At 72.3% G+C, this 15,198-nt stretch carries 14 protein-coding genes; 6 read left to right on the top strand and 8 right to left on the bottom strand.

Annotation, left to right across the window (positions count from 1 at the left end; translation table 11 throughout):
• Positions 1-7: 7 nt before the first annotated feature.
• On the bottom strand, positions 8-1,567 hold the full coding sequence (locus FL583_RS21130) for a carboxyl transferase domain-containing protein (RefSeq protein ID WP_142706438.1): 1,560 nt from the start codon (positions 1,565-1,567) through the stop codon (positions 8-10).
• Positions 1,568-1,623: 56 nt separating this feature from the next.
• On the opposite strand from FL583_RS21130, the gene FL583_RS21125 reads away from it, so the two are divergent.
• The gene (locus tag FL583_RS21125) at positions 1,624-2,274 is read left to right on the top strand and encodes a TetR/AcrR family transcriptional regulator (protein WP_170323778.1); all 651 of its coding nucleotides are present in this window, start codon (positions 1,624-1,626) and stop codon (positions 2,272-2,274) included.
• On the opposite strand, the gene FL583_RS21120 is transcribed toward FL583_RS21125, so the two are convergent.
• On the bottom strand, positions 2,246-3,430 hold the full coding sequence (locus FL583_RS21120; RefSeq protein ID WP_142706436.1) for a cytochrome P450: 1,185 nt from the start codon (positions 3,428-3,430) through the stop codon (positions 2,246-2,248). The two genes, FL583_RS21125 and FL583_RS21120, sit on opposite strands and share 29 nt — an antisense overlap.
• 96 nt (positions 3,431-3,526) lie before the next feature.
• On the opposite strand from FL583_RS21120, the gene FL583_RS21115 reads away from it, so the two are divergent.
• Both FL583_RS21115 and FL583_RS21110 read left to right on the top strand, forming a co-directional pair.
• Positions 3,527-4,414 carry an AEC family transporter gene (locus tag FL583_RS21115; RefSeq protein WP_142706435.1) on the top strand — a complete coding sequence of 296 codons (888 nt, stop codon included), beginning with the start codon at positions 3,527-3,529 and terminating at the stop codon, positions 4,412-4,414.
• 50 nt (positions 4,415-4,464) lie between these two features.
• Positions 4,465-4,764, top strand: coding sequence for a hypothetical protein (locus FL583_RS21110; protein WP_142706434.1), 300 nt, complete (start codon positions 4,465-4,467; stop codon positions 4,762-4,764).
• On the opposite strand, the gene FL583_RS21105 is transcribed toward FL583_RS21110, so the two are convergent.
• A complete protein-coding gene (locus FL583_RS21105; RefSeq protein ID WP_142706433.1) occupies positions 4,747-6,984 on the bottom strand; it encodes a putative bifunctional diguanylate cyclase/phosphodiesterase in 2,238 nt (745 codons plus the stop codon). The two genes, FL583_RS21110 and FL583_RS21105, sit on opposite strands and share 18 nt — an antisense overlap.
• 57 nt (positions 6,985-7,041) lie before the next feature.
• On the opposite strand from FL583_RS21105, the gene FL583_RS21100 reads away from it, so the two are divergent.
• Positions 7,042-7,989, top strand: a complete 948-nt coding sequence (locus FL583_RS21100; RefSeq protein ID WP_142706432.1) for a thioredoxin family protein — start codon at positions 7,042-7,044, stop codon at positions 7,987-7,989.
• Here FL583_RS21100 and FL583_RS21095 read toward each other — a convergent pair.
• Entirely contained in the window at positions 7,968-8,561 is a 594-nt protein-coding gene (locus FL583_RS21095; RefSeq protein WP_142706431.1) for a TetR/AcrR family transcriptional regulator, read from the bottom strand. The two genes, FL583_RS21100 and FL583_RS21095, sit on opposite strands and share 22 nt — an antisense overlap.
• 87 nt (positions 8,562-8,648) lie before the next feature.
• Between FL583_RS21095 and FL583_RS21090 the strand changes: the two genes are divergently transcribed.
• A complete protein-coding gene (locus tag FL583_RS21090) occupies positions 8,649-9,632 on the top strand; it encodes an oxygenase MpaB family protein (RefSeq protein ID WP_142706430.1) in 984 nt (327 codons plus the stop codon).
• A 479-nt stretch (positions 9,633-10,111) separates the two neighbouring features.
• On the opposite strand, the gene FL583_RS21085 is transcribed toward FL583_RS21090, so the two are convergent.
• Genes FL583_RS21085 through FL583_RS21075 form a run of 4 tightly spaced genes read right to left on the bottom strand, consistent with a single transcriptional unit; the run spans position 10,112 to position 11,848 of the window.
• A complete protein-coding gene (locus FL583_RS21085; protein ID WP_142706429.1) occupies positions 10,112-10,333 on the bottom strand; it encodes an ester cyclase in 222 nt (73 codons plus the stop codon).
• A 57-nt stretch (positions 10,334-10,390) separates the two neighbouring features.
• The gene (locus FL583_RS41035) at positions 10,391-10,657 is read right to left on the bottom strand and encodes a hypothetical protein (protein ID WP_205752319.1); all 267 of its coding nucleotides are present in this window, start codon (positions 10,655-10,657) and stop codon (positions 10,391-10,393) included.
• Positions 10,654-10,968 (bottom strand): PIG-L deacetylase family protein, encoded by a 315-nt coding sequence (locus FL583_RS41030; RefSeq protein WP_205752318.1) that lies wholly within the window; start codon positions 10,966-10,968, stop codon positions 10,654-10,656. Before FL583_RS41030 ends, FL583_RS41035 begins: the two co-directional genes overlap by 4 nt.
• Positions 10,969-10,972: 4 nt before the next feature.
• Positions 10,973-11,848, bottom strand: a complete 876-nt coding sequence (locus FL583_RS21075; RefSeq protein WP_142706428.1) for a TIGR03619 family F420-dependent LLM class oxidoreductase — start codon at positions 11,846-11,848, stop codon at positions 10,973-10,975.
• Between the two features lie 77 nt (positions 11,849-11,925).
• Here FL583_RS21075 and FL583_RS21070 point away from each other — a divergent pair, with 77 nt between their 5' ends.
• On the top strand, positions 11,926-15,147 hold the full coding sequence (locus FL583_RS21070; protein ID WP_142706427.1) for a LodA/GoxA family CTQ-dependent oxidase: 3,222 nt from the start codon (positions 11,926-11,928) through the stop codon (positions 15,145-15,147).
• Positions 15,148-15,198 lie beyond the last annotated feature (51 nt).

The raw sequence follows: 15,198 nt of genomic DNA, 5'->3' as shown, positions 1-15,198 counted from the left end.
GGGCCCCTCACATCCGGAAGACGCCGAAGGCGGGGTCCGCCAGCGGCGCGTTGGCGGCGACCGACAACGAGAGGCCCAGCACCATGCGGGTGTCGGCCGGATCGATGACCCCGTCGTCCCAGAGCCGGGCGGTCGAGTAGTACGGGTGCCCCTGGGTCTCGTACTGCTCCCGGATCGCCGCCGGGTCGGCGGACCCCACGGTGCCGAGCACGGTCGCGGCCTGCTCGCCGCCCATCACCGAGATCCGCGCGTTCGGCCACATGAACAGGAATCGGGGCGCGTAGGCCCGGCCGCACATCGCGTAGTTCCCGGCGCCGAACGACCCGCCGATCACGACCGTGAGCTTGGGCACCCGGGTCGTCGCCACCGCGGTCACCATCTTCGCGCCGTGCTTGGCGATGCCCCCGGCCTCGTACTCCCGCCCGACCATGAACCCGGTGATGTTCTGCAGGAACACCAGCGGGATCCCGCGCTGGTCGCACAGCTCGATGAAGTGGGCCCCCTTCATCGCCGACTCGGAGAACAGCACGCCGTTGTTCGCGACGATCCCGACCGGGTGCCCGAAGACGTGCGCGAACCCGGTGACCAGCGTCGACCCGTAGTCCGGCTTGAACTCCTCGAACCGGGAGCCGTCCACGACCCGGGCGACGACCTCCCGGACGTCGTAGGGGATCCGCGGGTCGGTCGGGACCGCGCCGTAGAGCTCGGCCGGGTCGACGACCGGTTCTTCGACCGGAATCCGTTCCCAGGGCGGCGAGACCCGCGGCCCGAACGTCGACACTATCGAGCGCACGGTGCGCAGCGCGTCCGCGTCGTCGTCGGCCAGGTGGTCGACGACGCCGGAGGTGCGCGCGTGCAGGTCACCACCGCCGAGTTCCTCGGCGGTCACCACCTCACCGGTGGCCGCCTTCACCAACGGCGGCCCACCCAGGAAGATCGTCCCCTGATTGCGGACGATGACCGCCTCGTCGGACATCGCGGGGACGTAGGCCCCGCCGGCCGTGCAGGAGCCGAGCACGGCGGCGATCTGCGGAATGCCCTTCGACGAGAGCTGGGCCTGGTTGTAGAAGATCCGGCCGAAGTGGTCGCGGTCGGGGAACACCTCGTCCTGTCTCGGCAGGAACGCGCCCCCGGAATCCACCAGGTAGAGGCACGGCAGCCGGTTGTGCAGGGCGACCTCCTGGGCGCGGAGGTGCTTCTTCACGGTCATCGGGTAGTAGGTGCCGCCTTTGACCGTGGCGTCGTTCGCGACGATCACGCACTCCCGGCCGGAGACCCGGCCGACGCCGGTGACGATCCCGGCCGCCGGAGCGTCGCCGCCGTACAGGTCGTGCGCGGCCAGCGGCGAGAGCTCCAGGAACGGCGACGACGGGTCGACGAGCGTGTCGATGCGGTCGCGGGGGAGCAGCTTGCCGCGCTCCACGTGCCGGATCCGGGACTTCTCCGGGCCACCGAGCCGGGCCGTCGCCAGCTGGGCGTTCAGATCGGCGACGAGTGCCCGATGTCCCTCGGCGTTGCGGGCGAACTGGTCACTGCCCGCGTCGATTCTCGTGCCGAGTGTCGTCACCCTCGGACCGTAACTGACCGCCCGTACGGTCAGCAAGGGGCCGTAGGATGTGTCGCATGGCCCGGAAGAACTCGCGCGACGCGATCCTGCAGGTCTTCGCCGAGCACGTGGCCGCGCGCGGGTACGCGGACACGAGCCTGGGCGACGTCGCGGCCGAACTCGGGCTGAGCAAAGGCACGATCGTGCACCACTTCCGCAGCAAGGAGGCGCTGCTCGGGGAGGTGCACGTCGCGTACTTCGGGCGGCGGTTCGCCGAGGCCGAGTTCGTGCTGGCCGAGCTGAGCGACCCGGTCGAACGGCTGGTCGCGATGATCTACGCGCTGCTCGCCGCGCACCGGGACGACCGGGCGGCCAGCCTGGCCTGCCTGCGCGAGCTGGTCCGGTACTTCGACGGCGAGCTGAACGACTACGTCCGGCAGCAGCGCACCGGGTACACCGAGATCGTCGTCGGGATACTGCGCGACGGTGTGCAGCGGGGGGTACTGCACACCGCGGATGCCCGGATGTCGGCGCTGCAGATCTTCGGCATGTGCAACTACGCCTGGACCTGGTACCGGCCCGACGGCCCGCAGTCGGTCGAGGAGATCGCGAGCCGTTTCGCCGTGAACGTCCTCGCCGGGCTCGTGCGCGCCGACGACGGCGAATTGAGTGTCCGGATCGCGTCGGCTATCGAGACGGTCAGGCGCGCGCCGGGGCGGTCGGCGTGAAGCGGACGGGCAGTTCCTCGTAGCCGCTGACGAAGATCGCCGGACGCAGGGCGGGCTCGGTCTCGTCGCGCAGGTGAAGGTCGGGGAAGCGGTCGAGCAGCGCGGTCAAAATCGACGTCAGTTCCAGCCGGGCGAGCGAGCTGCCCAGGCAGAAGTGGGTGCCGAGGCCGAAGGCCAGGTGCGGGTTCGGAGCGCGGGTGATGTCGAACGTGAACGGGTCGTCGAAGACCTGGGAATCGCGGTTGGCGCTGGGGTAGAGGAGGAGCACCTTCTGGCCCCGCTTCAGGTGTTTTCCTCGAACCGTGAGGTCGTGCGTCACGGTCCGGGCCATGTTCCGGATCGGCGTGACCCAGCGCAGCGCCTCCTCGATCGCGCCCGGGAGCAGTGACCGGTCGTCGCGGAGCCGTTCCCACTGGTCGCGGTTCCGTAGCAGCTGGTAGAGGCCGCCGGTGATCACGTGCCGGGTCGTCTCGTCGCCGCCGATCAGCAGCAGCAGCGAGTCGAAGTACAGCGTCTCGTCGTCCAGGCGGTGTCCGTCCACCTCCGCTCGCACGAGCACGCCGATCAGGTCGTCGCCGCCGTTGGCCCGGCGGTCGGCGAAGACGTCGCCGAAGTACGCGCGGGACTCGGCCATCGCGGTGACCATTTTCGCGGCCCGCGCCGGATCCGCGCGCTGGCCCTGCACCGCCATCATGTCGTCCGACCAGCGCAGCAGGTCGTCGTAGTCCTCCGGGGCGACGCCCAGCTGGTCGCCGATGACGATCAGCGGCAGTCGGGCCGCGACCGCGCTCACGAACTCGCACTCGCCGCGCCCGCACACCCGGTCGAGCAGCGCGTGCGCCACCTCGTCGATCCGTGGACGCAGGTCGGCGACCCGCCGGGGCGTGAACCCCTTGCTGATCAGCCGGCGGCGCAACGCGTGCTGGGGGTCGTCCGAGTCGATCATCATCGGCGTCGCCGGGGACTCGGGCCGGATCCCTCCGGCGTTCGAGAACAGCTCCGGGTGCAGGGAGGCCTCGCGGACGTCCGCGTAGCGGGTCAGTCCCCAGACCCCGCCGGAGGCGTCCCAGTACACCGGGTCGTTCTCGCGTAACCAGGTCAGCGCCGGGTGCGGGTCGGTGCCCCAGAACTCCCCACTGGTCAGCTCGGGGTTCATGGCTGTGAGCCTAGCAAGCGCTTGGTGTCGTGAAGTCGGTCTCTCGGGCGAGGACTCTCGCGATTTGCCGGTTAACGTCCCCGGTGTGAACTTGCGGTGAGCGGCGCCCTCTCCGGGTTCGCCGCGATCGGGGTGCTGATCGCGGTCGGCTACGTCCTCGGGTGGCGCGGAACGCTCGGTTCGTCCGCGCAACCGGTGCTCGCCCGGCTCGCGGTCTCGGTGGCGACCCCGTGCCTGCTGTTCACGACCGTCACCCATGCCGACCCGTCGTTGCTCACCGCGCCGACCGCGGTCGTTCCGCTGGTCACCTGCCTGGCCGCGATGGCGGTGTTCGTCGTGGTGGCGGTCGTGCGCCGGTGGCGCGGCGAGGTCCGGGTCATGGGGACGATCGCCAGCGGCTTTCCGAACCTCGGCAACCTCGGCATCCCGGTGGCGTCCTACGTGCTGGGGAACGCGGCCCTGGTGGCGCCGCTGATCCTGGTCCAGCTGGCGGTGCAGTCACCGGTGGCGCTCTCGGTGCTGGAGCTGCGGGGGGCGAACCGGGTCCGGTCGATCGTCACGAACCCGGTGCTGGTCGCGACCGTGCTCGCGCTGGTGGTCGCGGCGACCGGGGTGCCGGTGCCGTTCGTCGTCGCCGAGCCGGTGCGGATCCTGGGTGGGGTCGCGGTGCCGGCCGTGCTGCTGGCGTTCGGAATGTCGCTGGTCGGGAGTTCGTGGCCGGGCCGGGACGGCGATCGGGGACCGCTGGCGCTGATCGTCGGCGTGTCCCTGGCCCGGCCGGTGCTGGCCTGGCTGCTCACGCTCGGGCAGCCGGAGTCGACCGTCTACGCCGCGGTCGTGCTGGCCGCGCTGCCGGCCGCGCAGAACGTCGCGGTCTGGGCCGCGCACTACGGCGTCGCGGCCCGGCTGGCCCGGGAGACCGTGCTGATCACGACGTTTCTCGCGCCGGTGGTCATTCTCGTGGCCACTGCGCTCCTCCGGTGATTTCCCGCCCTGGCATACTTCATCCGCTCATTGCGGAAAGAAGGTGCCCTGTGCTCGTTCGCGCCTCATCGGCGGGTGTATCGCTGGATGCTCCCCGCGACTTCACGACCCTCTCGCTGATCCTCGAAGATCCCGGCGCGGAGAGTTCGGCCGCGCGGGTGGGCCGGTGGATCGACCGCGACCACCTCGTCGTCCCGGCCGAGACGCTGGCCACGATGGCTGGGCCGGTCGCGTCCGAGACCGGCTGGCGGGCCGGCTTCGACCAGATGATCGCCTACGCCACCGCCAAGGGCTGGGTCGACGGGGCCGGCGGCATCCGGATCCACGTCGAGTCACGCCCGGGCGGGTGACTCCCGGCGCGGCGCGGACGTGATCATCGCGTCCAGGTCCGCCGCGTCGGCCGGGCGCGAGAACAGGTAGCCCTGGCCCAGCGCGCACCCCAGGGCCTGCAGCTCGGTCGCCTGCGCGGACGTCTCGATGCCTTCGGCCACGATCGTCAGCCCGAGGATCTGGCCGAGCCGGATGATCGCCTCGGTCACCGCGGCCCCCTGCCGGGTCCCGTTGAGCTGCCCGACGAACGTCCGGTCGATCTTGAGGACGTCGACCGGCAGGCGGGTCAGATAGTGCAGCGCCGAGTAGCCGGTGCCGAAGTCGTCGATCGCGATCCGAACCCCGCGTTTGCGCAGCGTGGTGAGCACCGGGATCGCGGTCCGCTGGTCGACGATCGCGGTCTCGGTGATCTCCAGGACGAGCTTGTCCGGCGGCAACCCGCTGCCCTCGACGATCGCCATGACGTCGTCGATGAACGTCGGATCCTCGAGCTGGCGCGGTGACACGTTCACCGTGACGTAGACGATCTGCCCGCCGCTGGCGTCGGCCCAGCGCCGGACCTGGCGGCAGGCCTGCCCGAGGATCCACCGCCCGATCTCGTGGATCGCCCCGCTGCGTTCGGCGACCGGGATGAACTCGGTCGGCGGCACCGCCCCGAGCGCCGGGCTGTGCCAGCGCAGCAGCGTCTCGACCGCGACCGCGTCGCCTGTGGTGAGGTCCACGATCGGCTGGTAGAGCACCGAGAGTTCCCCGGACGCGCAGGCGTGCTCGAGCTCGGCGGCGAGCAGAGCGTCCCGGTTGCGCCGGTCGGTCATCGACGCGTCGTAGGCCCTCCAGCCGTGTGACCCGGCCCGCTTCGACTCGTACATCGCCAGGTCGGCCTTGTGCTGCAGGTCCTGCGGGCTGTCGTCGGACTCGCGGACGGCCAGCCCGATGCTGGTCCGGATCGCGATCAGGTCGTCGCCCTCCCGGACCCGGGTGTCCGCGAGCGCGGACAGCACCCGTTCGGCCAGGGCGACGGCCTGGCTCTCGGTCGTGACGCCGGTCTGCAGGATGACGAACTCGTCCCCGCCGACGCGGGCCGCGGTGTCGTCGCTGCGGATCGCGGTGCGCAGCGTCCGGGCGAACTCGACCAGCACGGCGTTGCCGACCTCGTGGCCGTAGTGGTCGTTGATCTGCTTGAACCCGTCGAGGTCGAGCAGGAGCAGCGCGATCGGCTCGCGGCGCTGCACGGCCCGCCGGGTGGCCTCGCTCAGCCCGGTGAGGTTGGCCAGCCCGGTCAGCGGGTCGGTGACGTTGCGCTCGCTGCTCTCGCGCAGGCTGATCAGCTGCCGGACGGCGAGCGCGCTGGTCATCACGGTCTGGCCGATCACCAGCCCGCCCCAGAGCTGGAAGTCGTTCTCGCGGATCGTCGCGACCAGCATCATCAGGTTCCCGACGGCCACCGCGACGTAGGGCAGGTGGGTCGACCAGGCCGGCATCCGGGACAGCGTGGTGGCCCGGCCCCGGGCCGCCCGGGACCGCTCCTCCATCGCGCCGATCGTCATCAGCAGCGACGCGACCACCAGCGCGGCCGCGGCGAGCACGTTGTCGCTGGCCTGCTGCCCGTGGATCCGGACGGCCGAGAACGCGATGTCGCCGACCGCGTAGAGCAGCATGCCGCCGAGCAGCACCGCGACCGACGGCGTGAGCCGGGCGATCACGCCTCGGAGCAGCACCGCGAACACGGCGGCCAGCAACACCAGGTTCCCGAACGGGTAGCCGAGGTCGAACAGCCAGTGCCGCGACGGGCTGTCGCTCAGCGCCGGGTCCAGCACGAAGTACCAGGCCACGATGAACGCGCTGCTCAGCACCGTGGCCGCCTCGGCGATGAACGCCCAGCGGTGCCGCCGGTCGAGCCGCTCGGTCGTCACGGCCAGGCTCGCGGCGCTCAGCGTCGCGAACATCGCCAGCCCGGTGCAGACGGCGAGGTACCACCAGCCGAGTCCGGGTGTGACCGCGTCGACGGCGAACAGCACCGTGGTCAGCAGCGAGAGGCCCCGCCCGGCCGCCGCGAGCGCCCAGATCCGCGGGGTCGCCGACCGCCGGGCCGCCCGGATGCTGTAGGCCAGCCCGAGCCCGTCGAGGACGAGCAGGGACACGCCGAACGTCACGTCGTGCAGATCGTGGTCGACCAGGCCGGCGACCTGGCCGGCCAGCGTGACCACGATCAGCGCCACGACCGACCGTCGTCCCCTCATGCCTCTCTATCGGCGCAGCGATCGCCCGGATGAGCCCCGGTTCGCTACCGTGAGGCAATGTCGGAACGCGTGCCGTTACCCTCACTCGCCGGGGCGTCGGCCTGGGTGAACACCGAGCCGCTGACGCCCGCCGACCTGCGCCACCACGTCGTCCTGGTCAATTTCTGGACGCTGACCTGTATCAACTGGCTCCGGCAGGAGCCCTGGGTCCGCGCCTGGGCGCGGGCCTACCGCGACGACGGGCTCGTCGTCCTCGGCGTGCACACGCCCGAGTTCTCTTTCGAACACGAGATCGACGGGGTCCGGCGCGCGGTCGCGGAGCGGGGGATCGACTACCCGGTCGCGGTCGACAACGACTACGCGGTCTGGAAGGCGTTCGGGAATCGGTACTGGCCCGCGCTGTACTTCGCCGGCCGCGACGGGGTCATCCACGACGAGCACTTCGGCGAGGGGCGGTACGAACAGTCCGAGCGGGTCCTCCAGCGGCTCCTGCACGTCAACCGGCCGCCGGTCGCGCCGGGCGTGCAGGGGGCCGGGGTCGAGGCGGCGGCCGACTGGCGTCAGCTGAAGACCCCCGAGACGTACCTCGGGTACGCCCGCGGCGAGCGGTTCGCGTCGCCCGAGGACGCCGGGCCGGAGCCGGCCGTGTATCGGCTTCCGACCGTGCTCGGCGGGAACCACTGGGCGCTGTCGGGGGAGTGGACGTTCGGGCCCGAGCGGGTCGCGCTGGTCCGGCCGGGTGGCGGGATCGCGTTCCGGTTCTCGGCCCGGGACGCGCACGCGGTGCTGGCCGGGACCGGTGAGCCGATCGGTTTCCGGGTGACGATCGACGGCGCGCCGCCGGGGCCGGCGGCCGGGGCCGACGTGGACGCCGACGGGTCCGGGGTGCTGCGCGAGGGGCGGCTGTACCAGCTGACCCGGTCGGCGGGGAAAGTTCGGGAGCGCACGCTGGAGATCACGTTCGAGGCGGCCGGCGCCGAGGCCTACGCGTTCACGTTCGGCTGAGTCGCTCTGGTCTGGAGGGCCAGGGCGAGGTCGACGGCGGTGTCGACGACGGCGTCCAGGTCGGTGCCGAGGCGGCCGTCGGCCCACTGCTGGGCCAGTTGCGTCATCGCCCCGGTGAACATCGTCGCCGCGACCAGGACCCCCAGGCGCGGGCGGCCGCTCATCGCGATCAGGCCGTCCAACAGGCTCTGCTCCGCGGCCCGGCGACGAGCGGCCAGCGACGGAGCGTCCGCGAAAAGGACCCGGCCGCGACGGGGATCGTCGCTGATGAACCTCAGCACCCCGCGGACGCCCGCGCGCGTACGCGCGCTCACCTCGGCGGTCTCGACCGCCCGCGCGAGGACGTCGCCGAGGGCGACCGCCTGTTCGTCGTAGACGGCGCCGAGCAGCTGGGCGGTGTCGGCGAAGCTCTCGTAGAAGTACCGGGTGTGCAGGTGGGCCTCGCGGCACACGGCGCGGACGGTGAGCGCGGACTCGCCCTCGTCGCCGAACAGCCGGTACCCGGCTCCGACCAGCATCTCGCGCCGGCCGTCCTTCCGCTGGTCAGCGGGGACGCCTGCCCATCGGGTCATGTCCGGGAGCCTATCAAGTCTGGACACGGCCGTAGCCAGGTGCTTACTCTGGCTACGGCCGTATCCAGAATCCTCCGGAGGCCTCCGATGGCGAACTTCCTCGCGACGCGCTTCGAGCAGGGCTTCGACGCCGACATCCGCACGAAGTTCTTCCGCAACCTCGAGTTCCGCGAGCCGGCCGGCGACCCGGGCTGGTTCGGGCCCGGCAGCGCGGTCTGGTACGTGCACTCGCACACGCCGGCGCTGATCCTCGGGCTGGTCGCCGCGGCCTACATCGAGGGGCTCGACCCGAGCATCAGCTGGATGGGGTACGACCACTCGCGGCTGGTCGCCCGGGATGCCGACGGCGTGCCGACCGGGGCGATCGACCCGGAGGGCGGGGCGGTGCGGCTCGGGCACTCGGTCTCGTTCTTCATCGGCACCGCGTACGGCACGACCGAGACCGCGGAGAAGCTGGCCCGCACGGTCCGGGCGATGCACCACACGGTGAAGGGCGTCCGCCCGGACGGCGTGCGCTACGACGCCGACGACCCGGACTGGTTGCGCTGGAACTACGCGACGGTCGTGTGGGGGCTGGCGACCGCGCACGAGCGCTACCACGCGTCGCCGCTGCCCGACATCGACCGCTATTACGGCGAGTTCGTCCGGGTCGGCGAGGCGTTGGGGGGTACCGGTCTGCCGACGACCAAGCAGGAGACGCTGGACTGCCTGGAGTCGTACCTGCCGAAGCTGGCGGTCACCCCGATCAAGGCGTTCGGGACCGGGCCGAATCTGCGCGGGAACGGCGTGCGGCCGTGGCAGCCGGGGAGTGAGTTCATGGACTGGGCGGCTCGGGATCTGCTGCCCGAGTGGGCGCAGAAACTGGCGCTGTACCAGCGGCCGAGCGCGGTGGTAGTGGGGCTTCGGCGTCGGGTTTTGAAGGCGGCGGTGAACGGGGTGCAGGTGCCGCTGCGGGAGTTTCGCGCGGCGCAGGCGCGGGTCGCGGCCGGTTCGACCGCGCCGGTCGCCACGACCGCACCGACCGCGCCCGACCCGACCCGCACCCGCGAGGAAGTCGAGGCGGCCCTCTAATCGCTTTTTCTTTGGCCGGCGACCGCCGCGGGGCGGCGGGTTGCGGCGGTCGGGAAGCGGCCGTGGCGGCCGGCAGTGGGTTCGTGGCACGGGTGCCGCGGGTCTGCGGCCTGCGTGGGCACAGCGACCGAATCTTGCGGTGGTGTGGGCTCCGGCGCCGGGGTTTTCGGGTTGCGGTGAGCGGGGTGAGGGCCCCGCTGCGCGAATCTCGGGAGGCGCTGGCCGCACTGGCCGCGCTGACCGGGGCCCGTATCCGCGAGTAGCCCGACCGCCGCGAAGCGCAACGCCGCTGGGCCGAGAGCCTGCGTGGTCCACCGGTAGACCCGCCGGGGGGTCGGACCCGCCAGCGTCATGTCGTCCGGCCTACCGCGATCGCGCCGCCCGCATCGCAGCCGTGCGTTCTGGCGATCGGCGCCGCCGGGGTCGGTCGAAGCGGACCCTCCTCCTCGGCTGGGCGGTCAGGCCGGCGCTCAGTCGGCCTACGTCGTCGGGGCGTGGACCTGGAGGATGCGTTGTAGTTCGTCGGCCAGTACCCAGATCTCGGTGATGCGGCCGTCGCTGTCGAGGGTGAGTACGTCGATGCCCAGGCCCTCCACGGTGCGGCCGGTCGCCGCCAACTCGCCCAGCGGGGTCGCCCACACGCCGCTGTGGGTCGCGCGGTGCCGGAACGCGACCGCGAGCTTGCCGGGCGCCGACGCCACAGCGCGAACAGTTGCTCCTCGAGCTCCACGGCCACCTCCGACTCGGGCACGAAACGCCTACAACAGACCCAGCGACAGCGCCTCGAACGCGGCCCCGAAACGCGCCTTAGGCGACCTCCAGGACTCCTCGGCGTCGAAGTGGCCGGTGCAACGGTCGAGCCCCTCGCCCTCGATCTGGTCGCGGGAGACCCACCGGTTCCCGGCGTCGAGCACGGCCCGCTCGGTGACGACATGGTGGGACACGTTCAGCGACGCGCCCTCGGGGTCCCAGCCCTCGCGGATGTTGTTCGTGATGTCGATGTCCGGTCGGTGCTGCCGGATCACCCAGGCGGGGTCGCGCCGCAGCGGGGGGCCGTACTCCAGTCTCCCGTCCGGCAGCCCGAGGGACTCCACCTCCGACACTCCGACGATTCGCGCCGACTCTCGCTGCTCCTACTCGCGCGCAGGCCCCGCGGATGCCGGGTCCGGGCGTCGATCCTGGCCTCGCCGCTGGTCAGCAGCGTGTAGACGACGTCCTTGCCCTGCCCGGTCCAGCGGGCGATCGCGGCCGCGGAGCCCAACTCCAGGTCCTCGGGGTGCGCGACGATCGCGAGCGCCCGCTGCCAGCCCTCGTCGACGATCGTGAGCGGTTCCATGGCCTCAATACTGGGCGATCACCTCGTCGGCGAAGCGGAGCGTCGCGTCCCGGAGCGCGGCCGGGTCCCGGAAGTCCGCACCGTACTGCCACCACGGCGCCGCCTGGCACTCGGTGACCCCGGCCTCCTCCAGCCGCCGGTAGTCGTCCCGGCTCACGTTCCCGACCGGTCCGGCGATGATGTCGAACGGCTCGTCCGCGCGCCCATAGGACGCCCGCAATTCGTGCAGCCGCTCGCACGCGGCGACGATCTTATCCGGCGTCGTGTTCACCGAGATCCACCCGTCACCGACCCGGGCCGTCCGCCGGAGAGCGGGCTCGCTGTGGCCGCCGACGTAGATCGGCACCGGCCGGTCGGGCGCGGGCGAGATCATCAGCCGGTCGAAGTCGTAGTGCGTCCCGTGGTACTCCACCCACTCCGGTCCGTTCCCGGCGCAGACCAGCTTGAGGATGTCGATGGCCTCGTCCGTCCGCGCGCCGCGCGTCCGCATGTCGGTGCGGGTGAAGCTGAATTCCTCCGGGATCCACGACAGACCGACGCCGAAGGCGAAGCGGTTGCCGGACATCACCGCGATCGAGGCGACGTGCTTGGCGGTCAGCAGCGGATCGCGCAGCGGGAGCTTGTAGACGTTCGTGTGGAACATCAGGCGGGTGGTGACCGCGGCCATCGCCGGGATCGCGACGAACGGGTCGATGAACTCGGTCTCCGGGGACCAGAACCGGCTGCCGTCCTTGGTGTAGGGGTACTTGGCCGAGACCTTCTCCGGGAAGAACACCGAGTCGGGCATCGCCACCGACGAGTACCCGGCCTCCTCGGCCGTGCGGGCGACGTCGAGGAGCCGGTCGGCAGGCAGCAGGGCGGCAGCCAGGGTCCATTTCACGCCCTCGCACGTTACGCCAGAAAACCAGAACACGTTCTATTTCTGGGAGTTTGCTCAGGGAGCCTAGGATCGCCGCCGTGACGACGGTCTACAAGGTTCACCCGGCAATCGGCGTCGCCCGCGTGGGCAACAGCCCGGACGAGTTCTTCCTCGGCCCCGAGCATCCGGACGAGCATCCGCTCCCGGCCGACGGGTTCAAGGACGACCAGCTCCGGGTCAAACGCCAGGCCGCCCGGTTCCGCGTCTTCGCCCACCACGACGACGGCACGGCCGAGGAGGTGACGGGCCCGATCACCTGGACCGTCCACCTGGCCAACGCGAAAGCCGCGCACCCCGACCGGGGCAACGACGAGCCCGCCGCCGACCTGACGATCGACCCCGGCCCGCGCACGCTCACCGGCCCCGGCCAGTCGGCCGTGTTCGACTCCGGCACGATCACGTTCGACGGCCAGGTCGCCACCTCCGTGCCCCTGGGCGAGATCCGCACCGACGAGAACGGCCGGCTGCTGGTCCTCGGCGGCGCCGGGACGTCCGACTCGCCGGCCGGCAACGGGATCGGCGACTTCTGGGGCAACGCCGGCTGGTACGACGACACCGCCGACGGCCCGGTCACCGCCCAGCTGACGCTGCCCGACGGCTCCACCCCGCCGGTGGAGGGCGCCTGGGTGCTGGTCGCCCCGCCGAAGTTCGCGCCGCACCAGCAGAACGTCATCACGCTCTACGACCGGCTCCTCGACGTGATGGTGGCGCGCAACCTGGCGAAAGCCCCCACCGCGACCTCCTACACCCGGGACGTCTACCCGATCCTGCGCCGCGCGGCCGACACGCGCTGGGTCCGGGACGTGGGCCGGGTCCACTCCTGGGCCCACCCGGTCACCGACCAGCGCACGGTCGACCGGATCGTGAAGAAGCTCCGCCCGACCGGCAACATGCCCGACCTCAACGGCGAGGACGCGGTCCTGACCAAGGTGCAGGCCGGGCACCTGGCCCGCTGGAAGGCCGGCACCTACACCAAGGACTGGGCCGGCGAACCCGCCCCCGACCCCGGCCTCACCCCGGACGGCCTAGACCGGGCCGCGCTCGAGGCCTGCGTCGGCGGCGCGTTCTTCCCCGGCATCGAGGCCGGTGGACGCGCCGAGGGCGACCGGCCGATCCTGGAGTCCGCCTACACGTCGGCGTTCCGGCTCGACCACGCCCAGGTCGCCCCGGGCCACGTCACGGCCGCGATGGCGCTGCCCTGGCAGGCCGACTTCCAGGCCTGCGGCCAGAACTGGTGGCCGGTCCCGCGCCCCAACGACGTCTTCGAGAACGTCACCGCGACCACCGCCGTCGTCTGGGACCGGGACATCGGCAGCATGGACGAGATGGTCGCGCACTGGCACGACCTCGGGTTCGTCGTCGCGCAGCAGGCGCCGGACGGGACGGTCCGGCACGTCGAGACCGAGCACCTCACCCCGCCGCCGATCACGCTGACCACCCGCCGGCTCGACTTCGTGAACGTGGCCCAGGGCCCGCTGGGCATGGTGCGGGAGGCGGTGCTGCCGATCCAGCTCACGGTCCACTCCGCGACCACGCTCGAGCTGCTCCCGCCCGACCATCCCCAGCTCACCGCGCTCACGTCGAGCGTCACGGTCGACCCGGCGGCGGACCCGTCGGCCGAGTTCCTCGTCGCCTACCGGACCGGGGTCGCGCCGTCGGCGCTCCCGACCCAGACCCTCATCGTGCGTGAGCCCGCCACCGGTCTTCAGTGGCCGGTCCAGGTCGACGCGAACACGGTGGCCCGCCCCGGGACCGCGATCGCGCTCGTCGTGGATCGCTCGGCCAGCATGGGCGCCGACGGCCGCGGCGCGGCCGTCCGGCGCGCGGCCGCCAAGTTCGCGACCCTCCTGCTCGAGGGTGACGGCCTCGGCCTCGTCGGTTTCGATACGGACGCCGAGGCGCTGCGCGCCGTCCAACCGCTCGCCGACGACGCCGACGCGCTGGCCGCGACCGTGGCGATCCTGGACGGCGACCGCCTCGACCCGCGCGGGAAGACGTCGGTCGGCGACGGGATCCTGGCCGGCCAGGCGCTCGTCCAGGCCGATCCGGGCGGGTTCGGTGACCAGGTGGTCGTCGTCCTCACCGACGGGCTGGCGAACGCGCCCCGGGCGGTGGACGACGATCTGGCCGCCGAGGTCCTGGTCCGTCCGTACGCGGTCGAGGTCGGGCCGCCGCACTCGATCGGGGCCGCGCTGAAGCAGCTGGCCGGTGCGTTCGGCGGGTACCAGCTGACCAGCAGTGAGGCCGACGTGGACGACACCGTGCTGCAGGTCCTGGCCGACGTGAGCGGGGCCGAGGTCGTGACCACCGCGGCCGGGAGCCTGACCGCGGGCGCGGTCGAGCGGATCCCGTTCACGCTGGCCGACGCCGACGGCGGTATCGACGTCGTGCTGCAGGTCGAGGCGCCGGACGAGGTCGACTTCCGGCTGCAGACGCCGAACGGGCTGCTGCTCGAGCCGTGGCGGGCCCGGCAGGAGGCGGCCATGCGGTACGGGTCGGGCAACGGCCTGGCCTGGTACCGGATCGCGCTGCCCGTGCAGCTCGCGGCCGGGCGGTTCGAGCAGGGCGGGATCTGGCACGTCGTGGTGACGCCGGGGGAGCCGCGCCTGGAGCCGGTCGGCGGGGCCGCCGGAGAGGCGCACGGCCCGGGCGCCGGCGCCGACCTCTCGATCCTCCGAGGCATCGCCCCCGCCGCCCGCCGCCGCGTCGCCGCCGCCGCGTTCCGCGCCGCCGCGGAAGCGCCGGCCGCGGGCGGTGCGGCGAACGCGGCCGGTGCGGCGAACGCGGCCGAGGCGCAGTGGCGGTCGGAGCGGGAGCGGGCGTTCGCGGTCGTCAACTCACCCGTCTCGCGGTTCCGCGCGGCCGTGGCCCCGGCTCCGGTCCCGGCCGGCACGCCATACCGGCTCCGGGTGCACGCCTGGTCGAGCGTCCAGCTCACCGCCGACGCCGAGCAGGACGACGTCGCCGCCGGCTCGACGGTCACCGTCACCGCGTTCCTGAACGAGGCCGGGTTCCCGATCGACGGCGCGGCCGTCGTCGCCGAGATCCTCCGGCCGACCGGCCGGACCCAGATCCAGACCCTGACCCCGATCGAGGACGACGCCGGCTACCAGGGCACGTTCACGGTCACCGAACCCGGCACCTATCGGGTCCGCGTCACCGCCCAGGGGAGGGCCCGGAACGGCCAGCCGTTCACCCGCGAGAAGCTCGTCACCGCGGCCTGCTGGACCGCCGACACCCCGGTACCGCCCGAGGGGTAGCGCAGGCTGTACCCCGGTTCGCCCGTAGGCTTCATCGTCGCCGCGACGGCC

Source organism: Cryptosporangium phraense, from assembly GCF_006912135.1.
Lineage (GTDB): Bacteria > Actinomycetota > Actinomycetes > Mycobacteriales > Cryptosporangiaceae > Cryptosporangium > Cryptosporangium phraense.
This window is presented reverse-complemented; position numbering and strand designations above follow the sequence as displayed.

Coding starts and splice junctions, on each gene's coding strand:
- FL583_RS21125 (WP_170323778.1), top strand. CDS start 1,624: ATGGCCCGGAAGAACTCGCGCGACGCGATCCTGCAGGTCTTCGCCGAG.
- FL583_RS21120 (WP_142706436.1), bottom strand. CDS start 3,430: ATGAACCCCGAGCTGACCAGTGGGGAGTTCTGGGGCACCGACCCGCAC.
- FL583_RS21105 (WP_142706433.1), bottom strand. CDS start 6,984: ATGAGGGGACGACGGTCGGTCGTGGCGCTGATCGTGGTCACGCTGGCC.
- FL583_RS21100 (WP_142706432.1), top strand. CDS start 7,042: ATGTCGGAACGCGTGCCGTTACCCTCACTCGCCGGGGCGTCGGCCTGG.
- FL583_RS21095 (WP_142706431.1), bottom strand. CDS start 8,561: ATGACCCGATGGGCAGGCGTCCCCGCTGACCAGCGGAAGGACGGCCGG.
- FL583_RS21090 (WP_142706430.1), top strand. CDS start 8,649: ATGGCGAACTTCCTCGCGACGCGCTTCGAGCAGGGCTTCGACGCCGAC.
- FL583_RS41030 (WP_205752318.1), bottom strand. CDS start 10,968: ATGGAACCGCTCACGATCGTCGACGAGGGCTGGCAGCGGGCGCTCGCG.